Source organism: Legionella lansingensis, assembly GCF_900187355.1.
Classification (GTDB): Bacteria; Pseudomonadota; Gammaproteobacteria; order Legionellales; family Legionellaceae; genus Tatlockia; species Tatlockia lansingensis.
Window position 1 is genome coordinate 685,749 of record NZ_LT906451.1, and the last position, 23,424, is coordinate 709,172.

Below are 23,424 nucleotides of genomic sequence, written 5' to 3' on the forward strand. Positions count from 1 at the left end.
GCAGTCCTATACTAATTGTATTGATAAGGAATTGTATCAAATATTTCCTCATCTTCATTCACTACCTCGTTAATCTCCATTTTTTCATTCGTCGCAGATATTAAACGCATCCCTATGCTCGACATAAATTGTTCTAATCGTTGCTGAGGAATCGCAGGTAAAGTAATGTAATTGATAATCTTAAGCATCAGTTCCATAAGAAGTTTACCAAAACATTCTCCGTTTTTGTAAAAATGATGAAGCACAAGAATCAGATAATGTCTCTGCCTTTCTAATTTCTCTTCATTCAGAAAATCATTTTTTGTTCCGCTAAACGCATCGCTTGCTACGCACTTGACCTAGATAGGAGACGGACAAATTGATCTATAATTAAACATATATGATCGTTTTGCCGGAGAAACCTCATGTTAAGTCCATCAATTAGGAAATATATGAAGAATCATCATATTGCATACAAAACAATCAGTCATCCTAGAGCATATACAGCATCGCAATGTGCACAAGCAGCGCATATTAAAGGAAACTATTTTGCTAAATCTGTGGTTGTCAAATTGGATGGCAAATTTGCAATAATAGCAATTCCCGCCAATATTCGACTGGATTTAGATCGATTAAAAAAAGAGACTGGAGCAGAACACGCAGAAATTGCTAAAGAATTTGAATTTCAAAGCAAGTTTACAGATTGTGAAGTTGGAGCTATACCGCTTTTTGGCGAGCTCTATGATATGGACGTCTATCTTGCAGATAGCCTTGCACATAAAGAATGGTTAGTTTTTAATGCTGGTAATCATAATCAACTGCTAAAAGTCAAAAGCGAAGATTTTTTAAATCTAGTGCATCCGAAAACGTTATCGCAATGTTAGGGAACGTCCCTCAAAATACATCATTTAAACAGCTAACATGGGTTCCAGCTAATGCGGTAGGTTAAAGTGGAACCCTGAAAATCAACAGTAAATAATATGTAAATTTAATGCCCATCGTAACAGTATTCATATTTATCTAAATATAATACGGAGCTTGTCAACTTAAATTCAGATTTAAAATGCTGGAATCTATTATATTAGCTGTAATCGGAGAAAGCGCAGGGGTAGTTGCAGTACCAAAGACTGAATCTGGTGCAATTGATTTAACGAAAGCCGAGTGTATTGCTGAAGGCGGCACTCACGTGCTTTATCGATTTCCAGATGCTCCTTTTGTTATTAAATTAATGAAACAAAATCCAAACCCCAAGGAACTTGATGAGTTAGAGAAAAAATATGCTGTTTTATACGAGTGTTTTGACAAAAATAGAAAACAACGATGCATTCGGGAACAGCATATTACTCATCAAGTGCTACTACCTCCTGGAAAAGAGCCACAAGATGCAGCTCTAGCAATCGTTCCCTACGAAAAATGCTTCAAATCTAAAGTAAAATTTGATTTTAAAATAGAACCTACAGAACTTGACCCTTACTTAATGGATCACCACAAGGAGTTGTTCTACAAGGTAAATAAAGCGCTTATTCATAAAGATGGCTCTAAAGTCAATTTTGCTTTTAATGATTATGCGATCCTTGATGAAAGAATCGGTGTAATTTTGCAACGTTTGGATAGTGATTCTAAACTAAGAGACATCATGATTGAGTTTCTAAGTCACTATCGTGATTTTTATCAAAGGACCAATATCATCTTGGATGCCATGGGATTTGAAAACATTTTATTTTTTAAAGACGAAAAAGATGATTGGCAATTTAAAGTAGGCAGTGTCATCAAGCACGATACCGGAAAATACACGAACGGATTATTTGATGCATTACATGCTGGAGAGGAAGTGGATTTGACTAGTTTTGTTAATTTTACGCATGCCTATTTTTCACCGGCAAACATTAGGGCTGTCAATGTCTGTGCGCTGAAACTTGGTTTGGAGCCTGTGATTAATGATGTAATGATCGATTCAACAGATTTATTTAAAATATCTCAAGAATTATCAATAGCAGAACGAATGCTTGCCTATGCGCGACATGGCGATTTTGAAAAAATGGATAAAATACTCCTGGAAAATAAGGAAAAGCTTCGTTTTAGTCTTAGAGATTTTTGGGCATATTCTCTGATAGCTGATGAATATATCAAGCATGGGCAGCCACCAAAAGCACTTAAAAATTATCTAGATATTGTTAGTGAATTACCTGTTATTTTGCCTGAGAACAAGGATGATGCAAAAAGGATACAAGATTCAAAAACAGCCATGATAGCCCGGAAAAACATGCATGATAAAAAAATAATGCTTCATAATGAACTCACAACTTTCCTACCTGATTCTAAATTTAGCTTTTGGTCATCAACATCATCTGGAGAAAAGGTCCATCAAACAGGAACAGTTATACACAATTACATAGTTTAGGGGGCACTACCATTAAGTTAATCGATTTTTTCTATTCTCGAATTACCGCGGCTTGACCGCGGTATCCATGCCCAAACTCACATGAACCCCGCGGTCGATGCCGCGGGGATTCGAAATTGCTTAACTTAATGGCCGTGAGTTTAGGGGTCACCCATTTGTGTACAAATTATCTGTCTATCTCAGATCAGTATCCTTGGTAAAGTTTGTAAAAAATCTATCTTTTTGACCTATAATTATACGTGTTAGGTGGTTATGGGAATATGATATGTCTAGCCAACAGCCTGATCTTAATCGGGATAAAATTTTGACTGATATTACACATAAGTTAATGGATATATATCAACAACTTTATCGATCGTTTAAGAATAATGATGTTATGACGCAAGCGTTAAGTGTTTGGGACGAGAGATTAATAGAGTTAGTAAATTCGATTGAAATGACTTATACATTAGATAGAAATTCTGACTATTTTAAATCAGTTATGGGAGATGCTTTACACAAAGTATTTATAGAGCTCAAATCCTCTCATCAAGAGGAAGATTTTGAATTACTCGTCCTTCTCCCAAAATCCTCCCATGATGATCCACCGTTAGCAGAAGATGAAGATATTGCTAATGTAATAAAAAAGAGGTTATCTAATTCTCAGGAAAAGAAATTTATTTTTTTTCCATTAAATTCGTACTTTATGAATGTGTTGGCCAACTCAAAAGATAATATTTCTTATGATGATGTTACTAAACTTAGCTTCTTGCAACATTGGAGTGTGGATGTTTGTAGTAAAGAAATTTGGGAGAATAATGAGATAGTTAAAAATATAAACGCTATCGCAAAAAAGATGCCAAAGCTTGAAGAAATTGTATTAAGAGGCTGTTGTTCAGCAAGTATACCCGCTTTTCAAAGGCCTTTGTTTAACGAGAAAAAAATACAAATCGTGGCTCCGAGTAAACAGATAAGTGAGGAGAAATTGGATCAGAACCAAATTTTATTTCAACAAATTAAAGTAGATAATGAATTGATAACTAGAGTGCGATTTTTAAATTTATCTGGAAAGAGCGTAACCAAAGAAATTAAAAATATTCCTCTTAATCCCCCAGGAAATAAACTATCAAAAGACGTTGAAGAAGCAATTGCTACTGTAGCATATAAAGAAGGATTACCACCATTAGCATTAGAAACTCAACGATTAGCTGCTATTGAATCAAGAAATGCATGGAAAAATAAAAAAATACCAGAAAGCCAAAGACTATTTGCTAAAAGTATGTTTAAAAACCTTAGGACGTTTGAAGATGTTGCTTCATTTAATCCTGGAACATTAGCTTTTAAAGTAAAAGAGGAATTAAATAAAATTGGGAAGGATAATATTAAAATAAAAGGTTATGTGCATGTTTATGAGGCGACCGAAAATGGAGCAATTGGATATGAGAATAGCCCAAAAGCTATACGTATCTGATTGTCGATGTTAGCCGCACAGGGCTTGATTTTGTAGGCAAAATTCAAGCCCTTCCCCTAGTCCCTCTGACCCTCTAGTTCTGTATTTGTGATAGCATCATTAACGCGCTCGATATAGCTCATAAGAAGCAGCTTCCCATTTACCATAGCTGATGCTGCCATCTGGTGATTTTTGCTCAAGATAACGTGTATCTTTAGTTAATTTTGAATGGGGATAAATGACTGTATCATCATGTGCGGAAAAGAATAAAGCATAGGTATAACGTTCAATATTTCCTTTGGCCTTTCTAACCAAATGTTTGGTCGCAAGAATTTGATCATTCGAGGCCAGTTGCAAAAATTCACCCACCTGAAACAACATAATCGATTTATCCCTAGCATTGATTTTCTCAAACTGATCGCTATTGGAGGGCATAATATAAAGCCCAGCTTCTTCAGGCTCTTCTACTTCTATCCCCTCCCTGAAATAATAAGCGGGCATTAACGCTGTAAATACCCCGTGATCTAGATGCGCTCCACACCAGTTTGGATTGGCATTCTGTGACTCATCGACATTAAGATAATGCAGCATGCGCCCATAACCCACCATGTCATCAAGATGCAATCCGACAGCTTCATTCAAGCCCAAAAAATCCAAGACTTTTTTACCTGTTTCGAACATCAGTTCGCCCAGTGCTAAATAGGGCGTTTTTAAATCCACTTCTCTAGGCCATATGTTGCGCGGATGGTCAGGGACAAACGCATAAAAAGAAGCTTTTTTATCGTCCGTTTGCCACTGACCATTTTGATCCAAAAACTGCTCAGCTCCTACTTCATAACCCTCCGTTAGACCGGCATCACGATTAGGTTCATATTGTTTTTTAGAAGCCATATCCAACGCCGAAAATTTTCGTACTGCTTCAATATAATCTTTTGATGTTTCAACAAAGGCAGGCACATCACATACGCCAACAATACCCGTCATATATAATGCAGATTTAATTTTGTCTCTGATGAAAGCGTTTTCTCCATCGAGCAGGTCTTTATATGAAATGATATCAAAGTTCATGTCCTTATTTCCCTGTAATTAATAAGGTTATACAAAAAAACTATCTATTCTACTGCAACGAATAGTTTGGTTAATTAAACATGCCAACCTGACCTTTCTTAAAGGTTAAATCATTGTTTTCATTAGATGCTATCCTAAAAAATCCTTGACTGTCGATTGCATTGTTACGACTTGGTTTTGATAGTGGTTGAACTTGCAACGATTCCTCGTAATCTATATGGGTTGGTAACTCGCAATCGGCACGCTTTCTTTTTGAGGAATTTGCAGTAGTTTGATTTTTCTCATGAAAAAAAGATGCTGCACTTATCGAACGAACAAGTTTGGGTTGTTGGGCTTGGGGTAGGCTGCCTAAAGTATTTGATACAACTGGATGTAAAGGATAATCAGGGTGAAAAAAACCATCAGCATATTCTGAAGATCTTGATGGATCGAGAGGTTCCTCAGAAATAAGTTTTAGACTCATTATGTCTTTCCGTACGGTAGGTGACAACCATTTCCACAAATAAGCCAGTTGAATATTGGCTATCTCCATATTAAATTCCTTTACCTTTTCATCAAGGTAACTGTAACGAAATCCACTAAAACTGATTCCTAAAGATTTTAAAAAGAGCATTACACGCTCTAAATGTTTGTTTTTATCATCAAGCATAGCGACATGATGAGGGAGACGTTTTAGTGTTTTAAAAAATGCACTCAACTTTTCATCTTTATTTTTACCATCACAAAAAATAATTCCTCCCTCGCAAAAATCGTTGTCGGGTACAATGCTATTTCGAGAAAAATCGACCCCCATGTCAGCCAATTGTCTCAGCGTCTGGTGTCGAATAGAGTAACCTCGTGCTGTTAATCCGATCACAGGCACCCCGATATCTTGCAGTGCTTTAATGATTATAACTATTGCAGACTCTACAGCTGACGTTCGAACAAAATGTTGAGCCGTATTATAAACTGACATGAGTGAAGGCTCAGCGACTGTCTGTTCAATATTTTTTTGCCTATAGTGAACAAATAGGCCCTCGAACCAAGCATCTCCTCCTAATGCAAAACGAGGTGTCATGACCGTATTGTCTAGATCTAAAATCAACCAAGTATCAAAATGAACATCTTTTAAAGCTTCGCGAAAGTGTTTTATTTCCAAAATCTTATGAAACATTGTTTTTACTCCCATGAGATAGAAACAGATGAAATAACCATAAGAAAAGAAGCGCCAGGTCTAATGACCATGGCGCACTCTTAAATGAACGTGACTATTTGAAAAGACCAATCTGGCTTTTTTCAATTAGTGGTTTATCAGCTCCCGTAGATGGTGGCTGGAAAAACCGCTGACTTTGTAACGTTGTATTTCGACGAAGTTTTGTAAGAGGTTTTTGCGGTGAGTCCTCTTCATCTATTTCCATACTTTCTTCATCGGTTTCCATACGTTCTTCATCAGTTTCGACTTCTTCTGATTGACTCGCAAGCTCCGAGTTATCACCGTTTTCATCAAGGGAATTTTCGTACTCCTCATCTTCCTCATCGACATCGGGAAGATTTTTATAGTGCTCTTCCATTTCGTCGATCGTTTGCTTGAAACGCTTCAAACCCGGCAACATATCTTTCGTTAAAGGACCATCCTCAACATCTTCTTCAACGGATAATACTGTTTTTATTTCTTCATCTTCCTCAGAGGACGATTCAATAACACGCTTTCTTTTGGGTTTTGATTTTTCCTCTCCGATTTCTTTCTCTAGTTTCCCAAAAAAACCCATTGAAAGGGGTCTTTTTGGTATGGGAGACAAAATGGGAACAGGCCTTGCTTCAGCAGCATATCTTAAGTCCCTTGCATCGATTGGATTAGTTGCTGGAGCACCTGGGAATCTTGCAGCTACAGATTGTAACCAATTTATAATTCTCACATAGCCATTATCAGCTAATTCAGCCTGCATATCGTCTGTGATGGTTTGACCGAGTTTAACTAAATCTGGAAGAGTTCTTGCAGCAGCAGCTCGATTTATTGCCGTGTATACCCTTAAACCTACTGATGCAATCCAATATCCACACAATCCTCCGTTTAACCCCTCTCCATTAGGAATAATAGAGAGAGCAGCATCCCTGGGCAATTGTGGGGCCAAAATGTCATGATTACTCATTCCTGATACTTGGCCAAGTGGATCAAAGAGGTAGTATTGATTACCTCGACCGTGAATTAGCATAATCCAGTGACCAGTGACATTTCTTTGTCCTACATTTGTTAATACAGGCATAAATCCTTGCCTGTTAAGTGCTTCAATATCTATAGTAGGCATGCCGTTGTAAACAGAACCACTAGTAATGCCTGGATACCCCATACGCGCAAAAAGAGCGTGCATACCTGATTGAGTTAATTCTAGATCTTCTACATGCAACTCCGAATCTGTTTGGCGTGCAATGTGAGTAGAGGATTTAGTTGGTGCATCAACAGGCTTAGCTACTAAATCAGCTGAACGATCATGAGAAATAAAATGACGTTTTAATAGCCGAGCGTGTTCGTGAGGGGACATGTTCGGGAGGACAATTTTAGATTTTGACGCTAGCGTAATGACATGTCTTTCCCCTTTATGCCCTTCCATGGCAAGAAGGACATCTCGAATATTGCTAATTGGTTTTCCGTTAATCTCTTTAACAATTGCATGAATATGCTTTTCGTAGCCATTTGTTTCATTACATTTAAGGATTGTATTAATAACAATAATTTGCTCATCGGGATTTTTTTTGGGTGCATCAGGCAAAGTGCAGTTCTCTTCAACCAAATGCATATCCTCAAAAGTACATCCTTCTCCTTCCATGTAATTACGTGTCAATGGGACAAAGCAAACGCCAGAGTTAAAATAATAGGTTGGCATTTTGTCATGTTCTGCAACAGATACTTTTTCGGTATCGCCCAAGATGGTATCTAAAACAACATCAACATCTAATTCTTCTGTTGCATTATTTGCTGAATTTTTTCGTAAAACTCTCAGTGTCACGCTATCACCGATAAATTTTGACTGGGTCACATGAAAAAAATCAATACAGTTCCCAATACCAGGAATATCCACTGTGCCTTCATTAGAAATGGGCAAGCCATCAATAGCAAGTAAAATATCGTCTGGCTTTAATTTGCTGTAGGCGTCAGATAAGTTATCAACTTTTACAACGCGTATGCCGGTTCTTTGATCCATCTTATAGAACGCACGTTCACTGGAATTTTCAAGTTCTTCAGTAATAATAGGAATCGTTGGAAACCCACGATATTTCTTACTACCTAATGCTTCAATTAAGAAATGGCACATGACAGGTATAGGAATAATATAGCTTAATCCCTGATGACCACCATAGCCTTGAAAAGCAACCCCAACCACTTTGTTGCCAGAAAAAACAGGTCCACCACTGTTACCAGGATTTACTGCTGCATCAATTTGAGCTTGCAACAAACGTTGGTCACTCATCGAATAACCATCAACTTGAATACGTGAGACAATTCCTTTTGATAGGGATATTTCAGTTCCACCCATTGGGAAACCAACAACCATGACTCTTTGGCGTAAGCTAACCATATCGCCTAATTCAACGGGCTCTACGAGTTCATTAAACTCTGGATCATCAACCTCTAATAAGGCCAAATCACACTGATAGGAAACACATTTGACTTTTGCTTCATATTTTTTAATGCGATTATTGGCTAATCTTACTTGGATATAAGTAGAATTTTCCGCAACATGAGCATTCGTCATAATGTATTTTTTGCCAGAAGAATCTTCGACAATGAACCCCGATCCCGAGCAAGAAGATGACTCCGGATCTCTCCAGGGGTTATCATAATCTGCGATGAAATAGTCAGCATAAATTTGCACCACTGAGCGTTCATGCTGATTTTGGGTGGGAAATTTGGGTTTAGCATCAATACGCTTCGCTTTGGACCTGTCAGTAACATGGTCGTCTGTCATTTCATCATCGCGTTTTCTTTTTTTGCGATTGATCGAGCTTATGTGTGAAGTAGTGGGCTGTTGCGTCGAATTTGCTGAAGGATTCGCTTTAGCAGGACGTTTTGCTTCCGATGGGCTGAGCTCGTCTTCAATGTAACTGTCACGTTTCCTTTTGCGATCTCCTCCTCCACCTGAGCCAACTGGCTGAGAAGCAACTTGACTATGAGTCGAATTTGTTAGAGGACCGCCGGTTTCCTTTGCAGGAGTATGAGTTAAGATAGAGGATGACGAAACTTGCTCATCGTCTTTTTTTGATTTACTGGTGGGCGTTTTTTTCTTCACTCCTTTAACCACTTGCCTGCTGACTGGATTAACATGATGTAAAATGTTGTGGGTTATAGCTGTTCCCTGAGCTAAATCCGATGCTTTTGGAAATAATGGGTAAGCCTGGAAAGGATCTATCGATTGGATCAATTCCACAAAACGTTCTTTTATTTGAATTCTGACTTTGAAATCAATGTGCTGAATCAATTCTGAATCAAGCAGCATGTCAAATTTAGGCTGAATGGTCAATAAAGATTCAGGGGCGTTTATAGCAAACCATTTGACAACCCTTTCCAAAATCATCATCTGGGTATTGGCCCATTTTGGCCCTGCACCCAAATTATCTTTCGTCTGTGGATCCTTACTCATTGGCATCAATGACCAACCTTTGAGATGCAACCACTCTGGGCGAAAACTATTTTTGTACAAATTGTCTTTAATATCGGCGGTAAAAGCACGTTTTAAACGTTGCTTCATTTCAGGATGGAGTTCGTCCGCCATTTTATCAAAGAAGTGTTCATAGGCATCTCGAGCCGATTCACCCATGACGGTATTTTGATCAGGAGTTCTTGTTTTGATCAAATCACGTTGCGGCACAGAGGCGTGTTCAACCACCAATTCATCGCCACCTTTCGTTGCTTCTTTCATTTCTTTCAGGTCTTTTTCTAAATCTTTTTTTACTGCTTTAGACAGATCGGTTCGAAATAAAGGTGTTGGGCGAATCGATCCCCAAAAAGGTGGTTTGCCTTCTTCCGGGGATGGGGAAAAACAAGCAATTTGAATGGATTCTTCCTTGCCTTCCTCGCCAACATTACCAGAAATAAAGCGTTTTGCGTACATGGGTGTGTGGCCATCAGGTGTTTGTGCACGGTAACGATGCATTCCACGAAACGGCTCTATCGCTTCAATATTAACTAAAGGACGAACAACAGGTGTTTCATCATTATCTACTGAAGGCAATTCGTACTGGAGTGCAATTGTCTTATCACCCTCCTCGGTGATCACGGCATGTCCTATTTTTTTACTATTGGGTACATAACGACCATGTTCATTTTCTGCGAGATAAGAAAAATCAGTCGCTGTAAAATCTGATTTAGGGTGGTTAGAAAGCTGTGAATAGGGGGGAAGGGGTGAACCAGTGTCATTGTGCGATTCGGTTTTCTTTTTCTTCTTCGGGTCTTTTTCCTTGGAGGTGTCAGTGGACTGATCGGTATCAAATCTACCTTTTGGCATAATAAAACTCCTTTTAAAGATAATCGTAAATCCTATACAATTTCTCTGCTTTAAAAGCAGTGATTTATTTTTTAACAGAAATAAATCAGTGTGTAAAGTTTTTTAAAAAAGCAAAATAAGCGATAAAATTGAGAAAGAATTAACCTGGATTGAATTTTGAGATATTTCAGGTACTTGCTAACACATTCTTCTAGGGGAAACCATCTTTGAACTTCTGCTTGAATATCAATCTTGTTTTTCAATTTAAAAACAAATTAATTTTGACATCCAGGTAAACATTTTTTATAATCGTTGGTTTAAGTTAAAAAACCCACGAGATTCAGGTATATCATGAAAATTACGTCTTAAGTACGCCCAATCTAAAGGGCAAGGTAGAAAGCCATTCTTGGCTTTTTAGGTTTTTATTGTCCTGAAAGACAAACTTAAGAGTAATCCATGAACCACAAATCCATTCAATTTAAAGACCTTAGTCTCACTTATTCGCATTTAGGCGCCTTTATTTGGCATTTCTTAAAACCTTACCGATGGATTGTTCTCTTGTTTATCCTGCTTGCAGTACTGGCTGGATTTTGGGGACCTTTCAACAGTCTATTGATTAAATCGTTGATTAATACTCTTGCATCAAATCCAGAGACGAATATGTCACGGCTTTATTGGATAGCAGGCTTATTGGTATTGAACTTTATCGTCTTTGATAATGTAACCTGGCGAACACTAGGGTTTTTGAATTACAAATATGAGTCCGTCATCAAAAATCAGATCATTAGCCAAACCTTTGAGTATGTATTGGGATCTTCATATCAATTTTTTCAAGATAATTTATCGGGGCGTATTGCCGATCAAATTACGACACTCGCCGATAATCTCGAGATTATTTTACATCGGGTTTCTGTGGATTTTATTCGCGGAGTCTCCTTATTGATTGTTTCATTTATTACGGCTTATTACGTCAATGTCCTGTTTTTTTATATCTTGTTCCTATGGTTCATCGCGTTTGCTTCGTTTAGCATTTTCATGTCAAGACGGTTGGTGCATTTGTCTGATGAGCATGCAAGCAGCGAATCCCTGCTTTCTGGCCAGTTAGTGGATGCCTTAAGTAACCAATCAAATATCCGTATCTTTTCGCAAAAGACTTATGAACTCGTCAGAATGAGCCGCTTTTTTCACTTAGTGCAACAAGCGTTTCAAAGAAAAGAGATCTTCATTGTCTTGTTGTCCTGCGTACAAGGCGCCATGATTGCAGTGATGATGGGATTTGCAGCCTTTACTTTAATCCATTTATATGGCAAGGGTCTTATTAGTATTGGTGATTTTGCCTTAATTCTAGGACTTTCCATGGAATTGGGGCACATGATGTGGTACACCATGTTCCAAGTTGATCAGTTTAATCAAGCCCTGGGAAAATGTAAGCAGAGTTTAAAGGCGCTGATTTTGCCGCATGACATCAAGGATAAAAACGAGGTGACCCAATTAGCAGTCACCCAAGGTCGAATTGAATTTTCAAAGGTCAAATTTCATTACCGAGGCGCGTATTCGCTATTTCAAAATAAGTCGGTGACGATTGAAGCAGGTCGAAAAGTAGGTTTGGTGGGGTATTCTGGTAGTGGCAAATCAACTTTTGTGAATCTCATTCTAAGACTCTACGATGTGGTGGGTGGTCAAATTCTTATCGATGGCCAAGACATCCGCTCTGTCACCCAGGATAGTCTGCGTCAAGCCATTGCCATGATCCCGCAAGACCCAACACTCTTCCATCGAAGCCTGATGGATAATATTCGCTATGGTAGAACGGAAGCTACCAATGAGGAAGTCATTGCAGCCTCCCAAAAAGCACATGCTCATGAATTCATTACCCAATTGCCGGAAGGATATGATGCATTGGTAGGGGAACGCGGGGTTAAGCTTTCAGGCGGTCAGCGTCAACGTATTGCGATTGCGCGAGCTATTTTAAAGAACGCGCCGATATTAATTCTTGATGAAGCAACCTCCCAGCTTGATTCTATTACGGAGGCGAATATTCAAGAGAGTTTATGGGAGTTAATGCAGGGGAAAACAACGCTGGTTATTGCCCATCGTCTATCAACGCTTCTGCACATGGACCGCATCCTGGTCTTTGATAAAGGGCATATTGTTGAAGATGGATCCCACAATGAACTGCTTCAGCAGCAGGGATTGTACAAAACGCTATGGGATGCCCAAGTGGGAGGGTTTTTACCTGATAAAAGGGATGAAGAGTATGAAGAAATATTGGATAATTAATGAATAAATTACATACGGATTTTTCGACAGTAAATCATTTTAAGATGAAGGTTAGGATTGTAGTTGAAGATTTGAAATTTAAACTTGAGTTTTGGATCCACATTTTAAATTCATATTGGATTTCATGCTTATCCAAAACTCAAGTTACATATAGTACTACTAAACTTTATGATGTTATGACATCTTTAGGCTGCTGCCATCCGTAGTCATTTTCCCTGATTTGTAGCTCGTTTCAGGAGTTGCAAATAGTAAAGGACGTGAAGAGCCAAATATTTTTTCCATTAAGTTATTAATAAATGTTTTGAATCTTTCACTAGTACTAGCTTTAGCGTCTTCAAAAGCTCTATTGAGTTTGCCCTTCACGTCTACCAGATCGTTTCCATTTATCAAACCTGTTTCTGTGCCATTTGTAAGTTCATCCCGATAGGCGTTTAACGATTTTTTCAGCGTGTTGAGGCGTTCTTCTTTTGGTGAACCTTCAGGACATGTACCTAATTGATATTCAATTTGTGCTAATGCTGCAGCGATACCGTCTTGCATTTGTTTTACTTGAGCATGTAGTTGAGTTTCGCTTTTCATTCTATTTGCTGCAAGTAATCCTTGGCTTAGCAGGTCAAGGTTTTGTTGCAATTCCGCATACGTTTCATTGGTTTTACGAAAGTCACAATAACCTTTTAAACGTGTAAGATTGCTTAGAAATTCTCCAGTAACTGCGATTTGGTTGTCTATTATAAACTGAGCTAGGGCTTTTTTATCAGCCTTGTTCAAGTTGTTATTAATAAAAAAATCATTGATGTTTTGAGTAAGCCTTTTTGCATCCTCTGTTGCTATAGCTATAATTAAGTGTCCTTTATCAGATCTTTTTGAACTGTTAAATACTCCAGAAAGGTCTTTAATGATTTCTGTTAACTTTGCCATACTATTTCCTCTATTTTTTTATAAAAACGAACAAATTCTACTTGGTCGATCTTAAGGGAATATTAGGAAAGAAAAAATTTAAACAAATTAAATAAAATTAAACCATTTTTAATGGTTTATTTCAGCTTCCCAAAAAGCGATGCTCATACATTCATTAGCCAATTGCCAGAAAGAGATATAATGCGCGTGGAAATATTGGGTAATGGTGTAATTAATGAATAAATTATACGCAGAATTTTCGACAGTGAATGGTTTATTGACTGAGCTGCTATCAGGTCTAAAATCGATTTTAAAAGAAAATTTGCTTGGTGTTTATGGTTACGGTTCTTTCGTTTGGGGTGATTTTGATGAAGCGACCAGCGATATTGATGTATTTGTGGCATTGAACCAAGAAATAACACCAGAGGAGTTTGAAGCTCTGGGTAGCTTTCATACTATGCTTGTCGAATGCTTTCCTAATTGGAATGATCGGATTGAAGTAGCTTATGCTTCTTCCAGGATGTTGCAACATTTTAAGATGGAGGTAGGTAGGATTGCAGTTATTAGCCCCGGAGAAGCATTTAACATCAAAAATGCTGGCACCGATTGGCTAATTAATTACTATTTGTTGCAAAACAAGAGCTTGATTCTTTTTGGGCCCTCACCCAAATCAATTATCGCCCCTGTTTCAAAGAGTGAATTTGTAGCGCATGTTAAAAAACAAGCCGTTGAATGGAAGGATTGGATTGTCCATACGAGGGAATCTCTAGGGTATCAATATTATGTGGTATTAACCTTATGCAGAGCTTTGTATGTTATCCATCATCACGAACAGGGTTCCAAATTAAAAGCAGGCACCTGGACGTTGACCCAATTTCCCAAATGGAAGGATTTGATTCAAAGAGCACTAATACGCTCTAACCAAATGGACGTAAGCAGTCGCCTTATTCAAGAAACCTATGAAGAAGTGAATCTGTTTGTTCATGAATTGGTTAAGCACATTGAAAACGGAGATTAAATCATGTCAATTAAACAGCAACGACTTATTGAAGTGGTTCCTTATAGTGCCAGCTGGCCCATGCAATTTGCAGAGGAGGCACAAGCGGTTAAAAAAGCCTTAGGTGACAACTGCATTGAGATTCATCATATTGGCTCAACATCAGTTCCTGGTCTTGCTGCCAAGCCTGTCATTGATATGGTTCCGGTGGTCTTAGAGATCATGAAAGTCGATGCGGCTAGCTCCTCGATGCTGGCCCTTGGATATGAGGCGAAAGGCGAATATGGCATGCCTTTTCGCCGTTATTTTCAAAAAGGGGGTAACCAAAGAACGCATCACGTGCATGTCTTTGAGGTAGGTAATCCAGAAATTGAACGGCATTTAAAATTTCGGGATTGGATGAGAAACCATCCAGAGGACAGGGAGACTTATGCTCATTTAAAACAAAGCTTGGTGCGTCAATATCCTGATGACATCACTGCCTATTGCCTGGGTAAAGAGGAATTTATTGCAAGCATTGATCAAAGGGCAGGGTTTACTGGATTAAGGATGGTTAAAGCATTGACCGCTCGAGAATGGAATGCAGTGTGTCATTTTAGACAATTTTATTTTTTTGACAAAGCAAGGCTTTCTGACCCGTACACTTGGACTTTTGAGCATGATGATCATGTGCATTTTGTATTATATCAAGGTGCAGAAATCATTGGTTATGCCCATTTGCAATTATGGCCTCATCATCGGGCAGCCATGCGCATTATTGTCATTGATGAGGCAAAAAGAAATCATCAATGCGGTAGTCAGCTCTTGGCATTATGCGAAAAATGGCTCAAAAGCCAAGGGTATAAAAGTCTACATCTTGAGTCATCACCTAATGCTTTAAAATTTTACAGAAATAACGGTTATGTTGACATGCCATTTGATGATCCGGATGGTTATGAAAGCCACCCTCAGGACACAGCCGTAGGAAAAATACTATGATTCATATTGAAAAAACCATGAAACAATCATGCTGGAATTTACAAGGTAAAAAAGCACTCATTACCGGTGGTACCCGGGGAATTGGACGTGCAATCGTTGAAGAGTTTCTGCAGTTAGGCGCAGAGGTAACTATAGTATCTAGAAATAAAAATAATCTCGAGGAAGTAACCAAGAATTGGTGTTCTGAAGGTTTTCTTGTAAATGGAATCGTAGCTGATCTAAATCGAGAGGAATCCTATTCACATGTAATCAATACAATTGCCCAGAAATGGGATGTATTAGATATTCTCATTAACAATGTTGGAATCAATATCAGAAAATCTGCTCAAAATTATTTACTTCATGAATTTGAAGAGATAATGCAAACGAATTTAACGTCAACGTTCAGATTGTGCCAATTGGCTTATCCTTTTCTAAAAAAATCATCTCAAGGAAACATAGTTAATATCTCATCCATTTCGGGATTAATTGATGATGCATCGGGAGCTCCTTACGGAATGAGTAAAGCGGCGGTGATCCAATTAGGAAAGCATCTTGCGGTAGAGTGGGCGCGAGATAACATCAGAATTAATACCATAGCACCGTGGTATATTGAAACTGAATTAACCAAGCCAGCCTTATCCGATCAAGAAAAATTAAATGCCATCATTTCGCGTACACCGATGCGTCGTGTCGGAAAACCCCATGAGGTAGCGACCCTTGCTGCGTTTCTTTGTATGCCGCAAGCGTCCTATATAACAGGCCAATGCATCGCAGTAGATGGTGGATTTTTGGCAAATGGTTTTGCAAACCATTCTAAAATTTAATAGACAATTGCGCCAAGACTCCCATCTATCTGTCATTCCGCAGTAGAAATTAGAATTATTTGTGTGAGCATTTGCTGAGGAAAATCGTCACCCTCCGCGAAAGCGGAGGGTCTATGAAAGCAAGTCAGATAGTGAGTGATAATGGAAAAATACTCATACGTGTACATTGTAACAAATCAAAAGAAGGGTACGTTATATATTGGCGTAACATCAAACCTCATTAAAAGGATTTGGGAGCATAAAAACAAGATGGTTGAGGGTTTCACCAAAAAATATGGTTGTAATCGCCTTGTTATTATGAGCAACATTCGGATATGTTTGAAGCAATTAAACGTGAAAAGAGATTAAAAAAATATCTTAGAACATGGAAAATAGATTTAATTGAGTCTGTTAATCCAAAATGGGACGATTTATACAAAAATATTTTGTGATTAACAATAACATGGACCCTCCGCTTTCGCGGAGGGCGACGGTATGTGATTGCAAAGATGGATCCCCACCTACGCGGGGATGACATAGTTTTGGTAAACACTCATTCTATGCGTCTACATAGCCAGCTGTCATTGCGTCACAATTCTTTTGCAATGAATTGAATTAATGCAGTAATCTTTGCCTTTACTCGTAAAATAGTAGGCAAAACCTGGAAGACCTGCTGAATCCCAATATCCCGCTGTTCTCTTTCAGAACTGAAAGCACGCTCTATATTGTATATTAGCCAGTTGAGCCAGTTGCCAAGAACACCATAAAATGCAGCCTCCAAATGATCCTTATTAATCGCTCCTCCAGCGAAGGCATATGCTTTAAGCATTTTTATAAATAACGACTTATTGAAAAGCTGTGTAGTAATGCCACTCCAATCAAGGGCACAATTGATAATTTCATAAGTTGGATTGAGTTTTCGTGCGGATTCCCAATCGATTAGAAAGGGGAAATCATTTTCATCCCATAAAACATTTTTCTGATCAAGATCGCCATGGCTTACCACACTGTTACTTTGTAAAATTGGTATCGCTTTTTGATAGAGATCGTTGGTCTTTGTTATAGCCGATTGATTATCTTTTAATTGCTCGCTAAAGACTAAATGTTGACTTAATGATTCGTTTATCAAAGAAATAATTTTCCCATTAGAGTGAATATCGAATTCTTGGGAGTCAAGCTCAGGTACATTAAGATTGATGCCGTGGATTCCAGCCAGGACAGTGGCAATCTTAATCGCATGCACCTCAGATATGGCGTCCTTATCAAGTGCTTTTGCTGCTATCCAAGGATAAGCAAGAAAAGCTTCATCTTCTGAAAAAATTAAATAATTATTTTCCGTTTTTATAGCATGGACTGCTGGAATATTATGCCTGGAAAATTGAAAGGCAATTTCTTCCGTCAGTTCATATTGGAATCTTAGTTCCTCAGTAAATTTAATATCATTATTTAGCTGTTTTATAGCAAATTTAGAATCTCTACCTTCCAGATACCACATTCTGTGCAAGAGTCCACCGTAAACTCGTTTAGGCAATTCGCAAGGTACAATATTTAATTTTTTACAGATTGTTTCTAATTGATTTTTATTCACGTTGATACTATCTCAGAATGCCTTGTGTTTCTGAATCTTCGTTAAAAAATTTCACGAAAAAAGTCTTGCTTAATTTGGGATTTTTTTTATTTTCCCTGGTGAATTCTGCTTTGAAGCCACATTTTTTATAAAATTCTGGAGCTTGAAAAGCACTTGTCACTAGGTTGATATTATTGAACCCCTGACCTTTGAAATGATTTTCAAGAGCTGACAATAACTGCCTTCCATATCCTTTGCCACGATAAGAACTGTCCACCCAGATATCATCAACATAAATTTCTGCGAACGCCGTATAAGCATTGAGAACACCAAAAATCTCATCTTTTTCATTGGAGATGACTACTGAAAATCGTCGGTAATTAACGTCTATACCATGACGGGTTTCATAGGCAATCAGATCTTTGGTCATTCGTTTTTCAGTCGCCTCATCGATTTCATCAAATTTGATTTGGCATTCTTTCTTTGTGATATCCGAGCCATTTGTAAAAATCATGGGAACTGTCCTTGTTGTGTGGGCGATTTTAGTTTCTTCGTAAACCACAATACCAAATCATCATCTACTGGAGCACTATTACCTGGTTTAACCGCTTTATACTGGTAAGTCACACCATGGCCATCAGGGCTGTATCCCTTTTTGATATACAATTTTTGAGCGTTGCCATAATCTTGATATAAACCGACACCCAAGCCAACCACATCACTACGTAATGCAGCTTCTCTTTCTGCAGTATTCAATAAGCGAGAACCAATCCCCTTATTACGATATGGAGGCAGAACATTTAAATCCATAATCTCAGGAATATGATTCTCTCTAAAAGGCTGATAATAGGAAACCCACTTTAAGGTCACATAACCTGCAAGTTGTTCATTGTAAAAAGCAAGCCAAATGAGACGTTCATCTCTCATCTGTTCATGCCAATACGATTCAAATGTCGATTTAGGTTTGGGCCAATGGTGACGAGCAAATTCATTGACTAAATGAGTAATATCTTTTTCTGCAAAGGTGCTTATTTTTATTGGACTCTGCTTTTGAATGGATGGATCAGATTCAAAAAATTCTTTACGCAAAAAATAAAAAACAGAATTCTTCTGAAAACCACGTCGTTCAAATTCAAGCTTAAATCCTAACTTATGATAAAAACCAATTGCTTCCCAATCCATGGTATTCACTGTGGCAAAAGTGCAACCCTTTTCTTTTCCATAGTCCAAGGCGGCATTCATGAGTTTCTTGCCCCAGCCTTGATTTCTTATTGAATCACTCACCCAAAGCTGGTCGATGTAAAGACAGCCATAAAGCGTACTTCCATTACACCCACCTACAATTGTGTTGTCTTTATCACGAATAAAAAAAGCAAAAAAATCCAGAGGCTTAAACCCCTTTTTTTCCCTGGCATAAGCCATAATGCCGTTGCCTAAAATTTGAATATCATTTGGCAATGGATTCTCTTCAAAAGATAGCTGTAAAGTCATGATTGATGCTACTCGAATAGAGTACAGTGTGCCATACCACCTAGATGATTATTCATCAGCAATCGCACCTCTGCGCCAGTTGGGGATCTGTGTTGATACTCTTGTGGGATAGCTTTTGTTTTCATTTACTACCTCAATATTTTTTATTAACAGTGTGTCATGTCTGGCTACTAAAACCTTCATTACACACTGCATCAAGGCTTCGCTAGCTGCTTACATTAGAATATTATTTTTCGCCTCGCATCAGATAAATGGATAAGGTAAACCAATATTCACCAGAAAATTTCTCTTGGCATTCTTGATCATATGTGTTTACCAAGGCCTCATTAATGGAGTTGATGTATTTACTGGGGATTTGGCCTTGAAAAAAAGCAATACCTTTAACAAATTTACGAAAAATGTCCAGAGAAGGTAAAAGAATCTGATGCTTTAACCGTTCAAACTTGATGTGTTTAAAGGGCAACGCAAGTATTTTTTCTTCTAAGTTTTGAAAGTCCCGATAATCTACCGGTGGTTTAAAATCGTTTAAACAGGGGAATTGCCCAGACGCTTGAACACGGTAATAGCTTGTAATGAAAGGATCATCGCCGGAAGGAAAAAGAGCCAACACTTTTCCAGTGGTTTTTAAAGCCCTATGAATATTGAGAAAGGCTTTTTCTATAGCAAAAGCGCACCATTGTAAGCACCAAAATGAGACAATATAGTCAAACCGATTCTTAAATGACATGACCAATACATCTGTTTGCTGCAATTTAGCATTAGGATAATCAGCAATCTCTTGTCTGGCCAATGCCAACATATTCTCTGAGGCATCTATCCCTAAAAATTGACCTTGCGGAATTTTATCCAAAATCTTACGGCTGAATGTCCCATTGCCGCATCCAATATCTAAAACATGATCCGTTTGCTTTATTTCTAAATATTTTAAATAACTATTTGCAATGTTTGCTTGGATATAAGAGCCAATTGCATAATCATGAGCTGGCCATTCTTGTGTTGGCATCTCAGGTTCCTTGTTTTTTATTATTTGTTAGCACACGTAGTCTTAGAGGATTTCTCAAGGCTACGCGTGCTTCTCAACGAGTACGACTATAAAAAAAAATTAGTTAAAAATATATTTAAGACCAAGCATTAAAGCATAATTTTTATTATCTAAACCAGCCGAATTAGGAATGTACAACCGTTCTCCCGAATCATTATCTGTAATTTCCATGTTCGCTTTGGCATTAGAATAACGAGTATAAGAGGCTTCAGCAAAAATCTTGGTATTTTTTGTGAAATAATACCCTGCATTCAGCGTAAGGGAGTGAAATCTTGAGCTATCTCCCCATTCTTTAAATGTTAAGTTACGAGCATAATGCTCATCGTTGTCATTCGCTTTTACCCAATTGCTGAATTTAAATAATAAGTTCAATTCAATATTATTTACCGCATATTTACCAGTAAGCCCGACATAAGGAGAGCTGAATGTTTGTCGATAGCCTATTCCAGGTTCATCATCTGCGAAACATCCAAAATAACGGCCATTATCATATTGGAAGCATCCACCTTTCGCCATGAAACTAAACGAGTTTCGTTCATAGCCACCGAGTAATCCTAATTTATAATTTTGATTATAAAGCAGCCAGGTTTGCAAATTAAGATCGATTCCATTGCCATAATCAAGATGTGTATTTTCATGGTGAGACCAATCTGTCCAATGGGCTTGATTATCATTTAACCAATCATAATCATCTAAAAGTCCTTTACTTTTAGACAATGTAGTCCATCCTCTTCCATTCAGACTAAGCCAAGACAGTAAATCGTAATTTATCTCGGCTTTTGTGATTAAGGCATTGTTTATTTTCCAGTTTAACTGGCTAAGTTTTCTATCCGTATTTTCTATATAAACATACTCATGCGACTCTCCTGATAAATAGCCTAATCCAGCATTTAATGACAATCCGTCAAACTGATAAGCCATTTTGTCTGGGCTAGAAGCAAAAGTACTGATAGGGGATGCAATGGCTAGTGACACGATGGTGAACATGAATGCGTTTTTTCTCATGGTTTTTCCTACTTCTTATTATTAATTAAAGACTTAAGATCCCGTCGTCTAAATTGGGATCAAAGAGCTAGCGCTGGGTGTAATTTAAAGAGGAAACCTTAACATTTTATTAACAATGTGATTTTTTTTTGTATGAGCATTTAAAATCAATAGGTTAAATTTTAGATTGCCAACCTTCGAACCAGTGTGTTGTGGAACGAGGTCTTGCCTTAGTGGAAAATTAATATTATTGACAATAAATAAAGAATTATCAGTCAAGACTTCATTTCACATTATCTTGCTTCTGTTTGACGTAAGGATCTAATTACAGGAGTTCTATAAAATGCATCAACAATCGATGAAATCTCTATCCTTCTACTCCTCTCAAAGTAAGATTAGAAGATCTCTCACCCGATTTGGTTATATCAAACTAAGTCCAAAATATTAAAACGGGTACATGGGCTGTTTTGTGTTATAGCCTGAACAAGATGAATCTTATTATCAAAAAATAATCATTCATCCCGCGCATTTTCCAAGTTATCACACCCAAATCCCAAATCAACCAAGCCATTGAACAAATTGACTCCCAAATCGCAGAATGGGTTAGTTCCTATCAAATGTAATCGTCTCGTGGAAGTCCATCATCGATGGGTGCTCATTGTTTCCATAACCGTCACCGGATGTCCTTTGAATTCATCTTCGGCTATTGTAGTCCAACCAAGACGCGCATAATAATCAGGAATGGTTGCATCAAAGGCAAAAAGATAAAGGGTTTTGAAATCCATTTCGGCTGCTTTCGCTTTGATTCTATCTATGAGTATTCTTGCAATGCCTTGTTTCTGGTAAGGTGGTGAGACAACCAAAGAACCAAGCCATGGGGTTAAATCAGGACGAATCCCATCATTTTCACGCAAAGAACACATACCAACAGGCTTATCGTTGTGGAAAGCAACGAAAGTGAGTGGTAATTGTTCACTGTTTAAATGGTTATGAAGATTATCTTCCACGCGTGCAATAGGAACATCAGGAAGCCAAATTTTGCCAAGCACTTCATGCCAAATATTGGCAAGTGAAGCAATGCATTCTGGGTGATATTTTAGGAAATCAATTGTTATCATAACTTTTTTCCCATTAGATAGACTTGGATGGGTAATGAGAATCCCCGTCGCAATCATCAGTATACCTGATTTCCCGTTAATCTCGACAAAAAAATAACGAATGGTGTCGAGATCATGTACAGCATCTGAATTAGTTAATTATAATCAAGTCAATTTGCTTGGGTTGGTAGGCTCTTCAACTTTTTCACGGGGAGAAAATACTTCCAATATTGATTGCATATTTTGTAGTTCTTCATAAGAAATTTCACGGTCAATCACGCCTGGATCCCCCTGAATTTGAATGGTGCCTCCTGAAGCTAGCAATTGTTTTAAATCAGATAAAGCATATTGATTTTCATGAGTAAAACCAAACCCCTCAAAAACAATTTTTTCAAATTTTTTTCCTTTCATTAATGGCAAGATCGTTCTCTCGCCAAAGGCAGCTACAAACGTAGGATTTTTCCCTAAATCAGGATCAATACTCACCGCATCACTATGACTGTGTTCACTCCGATAAGAGGATTCTTCTTTACATGGCATTCCTCCATCATCAGTAAGGGGATCATTACCACAACCAATGACTAGGACATCCTTTTTCTTTGGAACTTCTCTTAGTTGAATGACACCATGTTGCTGATAAGTTTTTTCTATTGAATCTTGAGAGAGTTCTATCTTTAAATTATCCACATTATAACCATGGAGTCCAAAAGGTAGCTGACTTACCTCTTGTTTAAATTCTGTTTGCGTAATTTGAGGATTAAATTGTTGATATTTATGAAGATCTGAATGTAGAGTCGAACCGGTAAAAAAATCAAAATGACTAGTTCGCGACTTAACATCCCCCTCTGAATAAGGGAAGGTTTTATAATCAGGTGCGTAATTAGGATGTGGAGCAAAAACATCGGGATTCCTGTCCACAAAATCTTTATAAAGCTTTACTAACCATTTTCTCATACGAGCGGTCAACAAA

The 23,424-nt window shown here is 37.9% G+C and carries 18 protein-coding genes and 2 pseudogenes; 8 read left to right on the top strand and 12 right to left on the bottom strand.

The features are described 5' to 3' along the window. Positions 1 to 11 precede the first annotated feature (11 nt). A complete protein-coding gene (locus CKV79_RS13735; protein ID WP_154660319.1) occupies positions 12 to 188 on the bottom strand; it encodes a hypothetical protein in 177 nt (58 codons plus the stop codon). Positions 189 to 431: 243 nt separating this feature from the next. On the opposite strand from CKV79_RS13735, the gene CKV79_RS03300 reads away from it, so the two are divergent. The 3 genes from CKV79_RS03300 (at position 432) to CKV79_RS03310 (ending at position 3,830) form a co-directional block, all read left to right on the top strand. Further along, positions 432 to 863: an aminoacyl-tRNA deacylase gene (locus tag CKV79_RS03300; protein WP_231950200.1), complete on the top strand. Its 432-nt coding sequence runs from the start codon at positions 432 to 434 to the stop codon at positions 861 to 863. 179 nt (positions 864 to 1,042) lie between these two features. Further along, complete coding sequence (locus tag CKV79_RS03305) at positions 1,043 to 2,380, top strand: hypothetical protein (protein WP_051546222.1); 1,338 nt, start codon at positions 1,043 to 1,045, stop codon at positions 2,378 to 2,380. A gap of 265 nt (positions 2,381 to 2,645) precedes the next feature. After that, positions 2,646 to 3,830, top strand: coding sequence for a hypothetical protein (locus CKV79_RS03310; protein ID WP_028373919.1), 1,185 nt, complete (start codon positions 2,646 to 2,648; stop codon positions 3,828 to 3,830). A gap of 99 nt (positions 3,831 to 3,929) precedes the next feature. Here CKV79_RS03310 and CKV79_RS03315 read toward each other — a convergent pair whose 3' ends face one another. The 3 genes from CKV79_RS03315 to CKV79_RS14055 all read right to left on the bottom strand — a co-directional run bounded on the left by CKV79_RS03315 (position 3,930) and on the right by CKV79_RS14055 (position 10,357). Next, complete coding sequence (locus CKV79_RS03315) at positions 3,930 to 4,877, bottom strand: isopenicillin N synthase family oxygenase (RefSeq protein WP_028373920.1); 948 nt, start codon at positions 4,875 to 4,877, stop codon at positions 3,930 to 3,932. 70 nt (positions 4,878 to 4,947) lie between these two features. Beyond that, the gene (locus CKV79_RS03320; protein WP_065236345.1) at positions 4,948 to 6,030 is read right to left on the bottom strand and encodes a DUF2608 domain-containing protein; all 1,083 of its coding nucleotides are present in this window, start codon (positions 6,028 to 6,030) and stop codon (positions 4,948 to 4,950) included. 94 nt (positions 6,031 to 6,124) lie between these two features. Beyond that, on the bottom strand, positions 6,125 to 10,357 hold the full coding sequence (locus tag CKV79_RS14055) for a trypsin-like peptidase domain-containing protein (protein WP_051546223.1): 4,233 nt from the start codon (positions 10,355 to 10,357) through the stop codon (positions 6,125 to 6,127). A 435-nt stretch (positions 10,358 to 10,792) separates the two neighbouring features. Between CKV79_RS14055 and CKV79_RS03330 the strand changes: the two genes are divergently transcribed. Further along, positions 10,793 to 12,616 (top strand): ABC transporter ATP-binding protein, encoded by a 1,824-nt coding sequence (locus CKV79_RS03330; protein WP_035915934.1) that lies wholly within the window; start codon positions 10,793 to 10,795, stop codon positions 12,614 to 12,616. Positions 12,617 to 12,790: 174 nt separating this feature from the next. Here CKV79_RS03330 and CKV79_RS03335 read toward each other — a convergent pair whose 3' ends face one another. Next, positions 12,791 to 13,534: a hypothetical protein gene (locus CKV79_RS03335; protein WP_028373922.1), complete on the bottom strand. Its 744-nt coding sequence runs from the start codon at positions 13,532 to 13,534 to the stop codon at positions 12,791 to 12,793. A gap of 214 nt (positions 13,535 to 13,748) precedes the next feature. On the opposite strand from CKV79_RS03335, the gene CKV79_RS03340 reads away from it, so the two are divergent. The 4 genes and pseudogenes from CKV79_RS03340 to CKV79_RS03355 all read left to right on the top strand — a co-directional run bounded on the left by CKV79_RS03340 (position 13,749) and on the right by CKV79_RS03355 (position 16,725). Then, positions 13,749 to 14,531: an aminoglycoside adenylyltransferase domain-containing protein gene (locus CKV79_RS03340; RefSeq protein ID WP_028373923.1), complete on the top strand. Its 783-nt coding sequence runs from the start codon at positions 13,749 to 13,751 to the stop codon at positions 14,529 to 14,531. 3 nt (positions 14,532 to 14,534) lie between these two features. After that, entirely contained in the window at positions 14,535 to 15,488 is a 954-nt protein-coding gene (locus CKV79_RS03345; protein WP_028373924.1) for a bifunctional GrpB family protein/GNAT family N-acetyltransferase, read from the top strand. After that, positions 15,485 to 16,294 (top strand): SDR family oxidoreductase, encoded by an 810-nt coding sequence (locus CKV79_RS03350; protein ID WP_028373925.1) that lies wholly within the window; start codon positions 15,485 to 15,487, stop codon positions 16,292 to 16,294. The genes CKV79_RS03345 and CKV79_RS03350 overlap by 4 nt, the downstream gene beginning before the upstream one ends. Positions 16,295 to 16,435: 141 nt before the next feature. Then, positions 16,436 to 16,725, top strand: a pseudogene (locus CKV79_RS03355) (GIY-YIG nuclease family protein). A 137-nt stretch (positions 16,726 to 16,862) separates the two neighbouring features. Here the strand turns inward: CKV79_RS03355 and CKV79_RS03360 are convergent. From CKV79_RS03360 to CKV79_RS03400, 7 genes and pseudogenes are all read right to left on the bottom strand, one after another. Next, positions 16,863 to 17,861: an aminoglycoside phosphotransferase family protein gene (locus tag CKV79_RS03360; RefSeq protein WP_028373926.1), complete on the bottom strand. Its 999-nt coding sequence runs from the start codon at positions 17,859 to 17,861 to the stop codon at positions 16,863 to 16,865. A gap of 7 nt (positions 17,862 to 17,868) precedes the next feature. Next, positions 17,869 to 18,327 (bottom strand): annotated as a pseudogene (locus CKV79_RS03365) (GNAT family N-acetyltransferase); the annotation flags it as partial. A 23-nt stretch (positions 18,328 to 18,350) separates the two neighbouring features. After that, on the bottom strand, positions 18,351 to 19,331 hold the full coding sequence (locus CKV79_RS03370) for a GNAT family N-acetyltransferase (RefSeq protein WP_081778107.1): 981 nt from the start codon (positions 19,329 to 19,331) through the stop codon (positions 18,351 to 18,353). 226 nt (positions 19,332 to 19,557) lie between these two features. Next, complete coding sequence (locus tag CKV79_RS03385; RefSeq protein WP_028373928.1) at positions 19,558 to 20,334, bottom strand: class I SAM-dependent methyltransferase; 777 nt, start codon at positions 20,332 to 20,334, stop codon at positions 19,558 to 19,560. 99 nt (positions 20,335 to 20,433) lie between these two features. Next, entirely contained in the window at positions 20,434 to 21,378 is a 945-nt protein-coding gene (locus CKV79_RS03390) for an omptin family outer membrane protease (RefSeq protein WP_028373929.1), read from the bottom strand. Between the two features lie 620 nt (positions 21,379 to 21,998). Next, positions 21,999 to 22,475: a GNAT family N-acetyltransferase gene (locus CKV79_RS03395; RefSeq protein ID WP_028373930.1), complete on the bottom strand. Its 477-nt coding sequence runs from the start codon at positions 22,473 to 22,475 to the stop codon at positions 21,999 to 22,001. Positions 22,476 to 22,619: 144 nt separating this feature from the next. Then, positions 22,620 to 23,408, bottom strand: coding sequence for a hypothetical protein (locus tag CKV79_RS03400; protein ID WP_028373931.1), 789 nt, complete (start codon positions 23,406 to 23,408; stop codon positions 22,620 to 22,622). Between the last annotated feature and the right edge of the window lie 16 nt (positions 23,409 to 23,424).

What these genes read in the sequence shown, in the direction of transcription:
- CKV79_RS13735 (WP_154660319.1), bottom strand. Translation starts at nt 188, where the DNA reads ATGCTTAAGATTATCAATTACATTACTTTACCTGCGATTCCTCAGCAA.
- CKV79_RS03300 (WP_231950200.1), top strand. Translation starts at nt 432, where the DNA reads ATGAAGAATCATCATATTGCATACAAAACAATCAGTCATCCTAGAGCA.
- CKV79_RS03305 (WP_051546222.1), top strand. Translation starts at nt 1,043, where the DNA reads ATGCTGGAATCTATTATATTAGCTGTAATCGGAGAAAGCGCAGGGGTA.
- CKV79_RS03310 (WP_028373919.1), top strand. Translation starts at nt 2,646, where the DNA reads ATGTCTAGCCAACAGCCTGATCTTAATCGGGATAAAATTTTGACTGAT.
- CKV79_RS03315 (WP_028373920.1), bottom strand. Translation starts at nt 4,877, where the DNA reads ATGAACTTTGATATCATTTCATATAAAGACCTGCTCGATGGAGAAAAC.
- CKV79_RS03320 (WP_065236345.1), bottom strand. Translation starts at nt 6,030, where the DNA reads ATGTTTCATAAGATTTTGGAAATAAAACACTTTCGCGAAGCTTTAAAA.
- CKV79_RS14055 (WP_051546223.1), bottom strand. Translation starts at nt 10,357, where the DNA reads ATGCCAAAAGGTAGATTTGATACCGATCAGTCCACTGACACCTCCAAG.
- CKV79_RS03330 (WP_035915934.1), top strand. Translation starts at nt 10,793, where the DNA reads ATGAACCACAAATCCATTCAATTTAAAGACCTTAGTCTCACTTATTCG.
- CKV79_RS03335 (WP_028373922.1), bottom strand. Translation starts at nt 13,534, where the DNA reads ATGGCAAAGTTAACAGAAATCATTAAAGACCTTTCTGGAGTATTTAAC.
- CKV79_RS03340 (WP_028373923.1), top strand. Translation starts at nt 13,749, where the DNA reads ATGAATAAATTATACGCAGAATTTTCGACAGTGAATGGTTTATTGACT.
- CKV79_RS03345 (WP_028373924.1), top strand. Translation starts at nt 14,535, where the DNA reads ATGTCAATTAAACAGCAACGACTTATTGAAGTGGTTCCTTATAGTGCC.
- CKV79_RS03350 (WP_028373925.1), top strand. Translation starts at nt 15,485, where the DNA reads ATGATTCATATTGAAAAAACCATGAAACAATCATGCTGGAATTTACAA.
- CKV79_RS03370 (WP_081778107.1), bottom strand. Translation starts at nt 19,331, where the DNA reads ATGACTTTACAGCTATCTTTTGAAGAGAATCCATTGCCAAATGATATT.
- CKV79_RS03385 (WP_028373928.1), bottom strand. Translation starts at nt 20,334, where the DNA reads ATGCCAACACAAGAATGGCCAGCTCATGATTATGCAATTGGCTCTTAT.
- CKV79_RS03390 (WP_028373929.1), bottom strand. Translation starts at nt 21,378, where the DNA reads ATGAGAAAAAACGCATTCATGTTCACCATCGTGTCACTAGCCATTGCA.
- CKV79_RS03395 (WP_028373930.1), bottom strand. Translation starts at nt 22,475, where the DNA reads ATGATAACAATTGATTTCCTAAAATATCACCCAGAATGCATTGCTTCA.
- CKV79_RS03400 (WP_028373931.1), bottom strand. Translation starts at nt 23,408, where the DNA reads ATGAGAAAATGGTTAGTAAAGCTTTATAAAGATTTTGTGGACAGGAAT.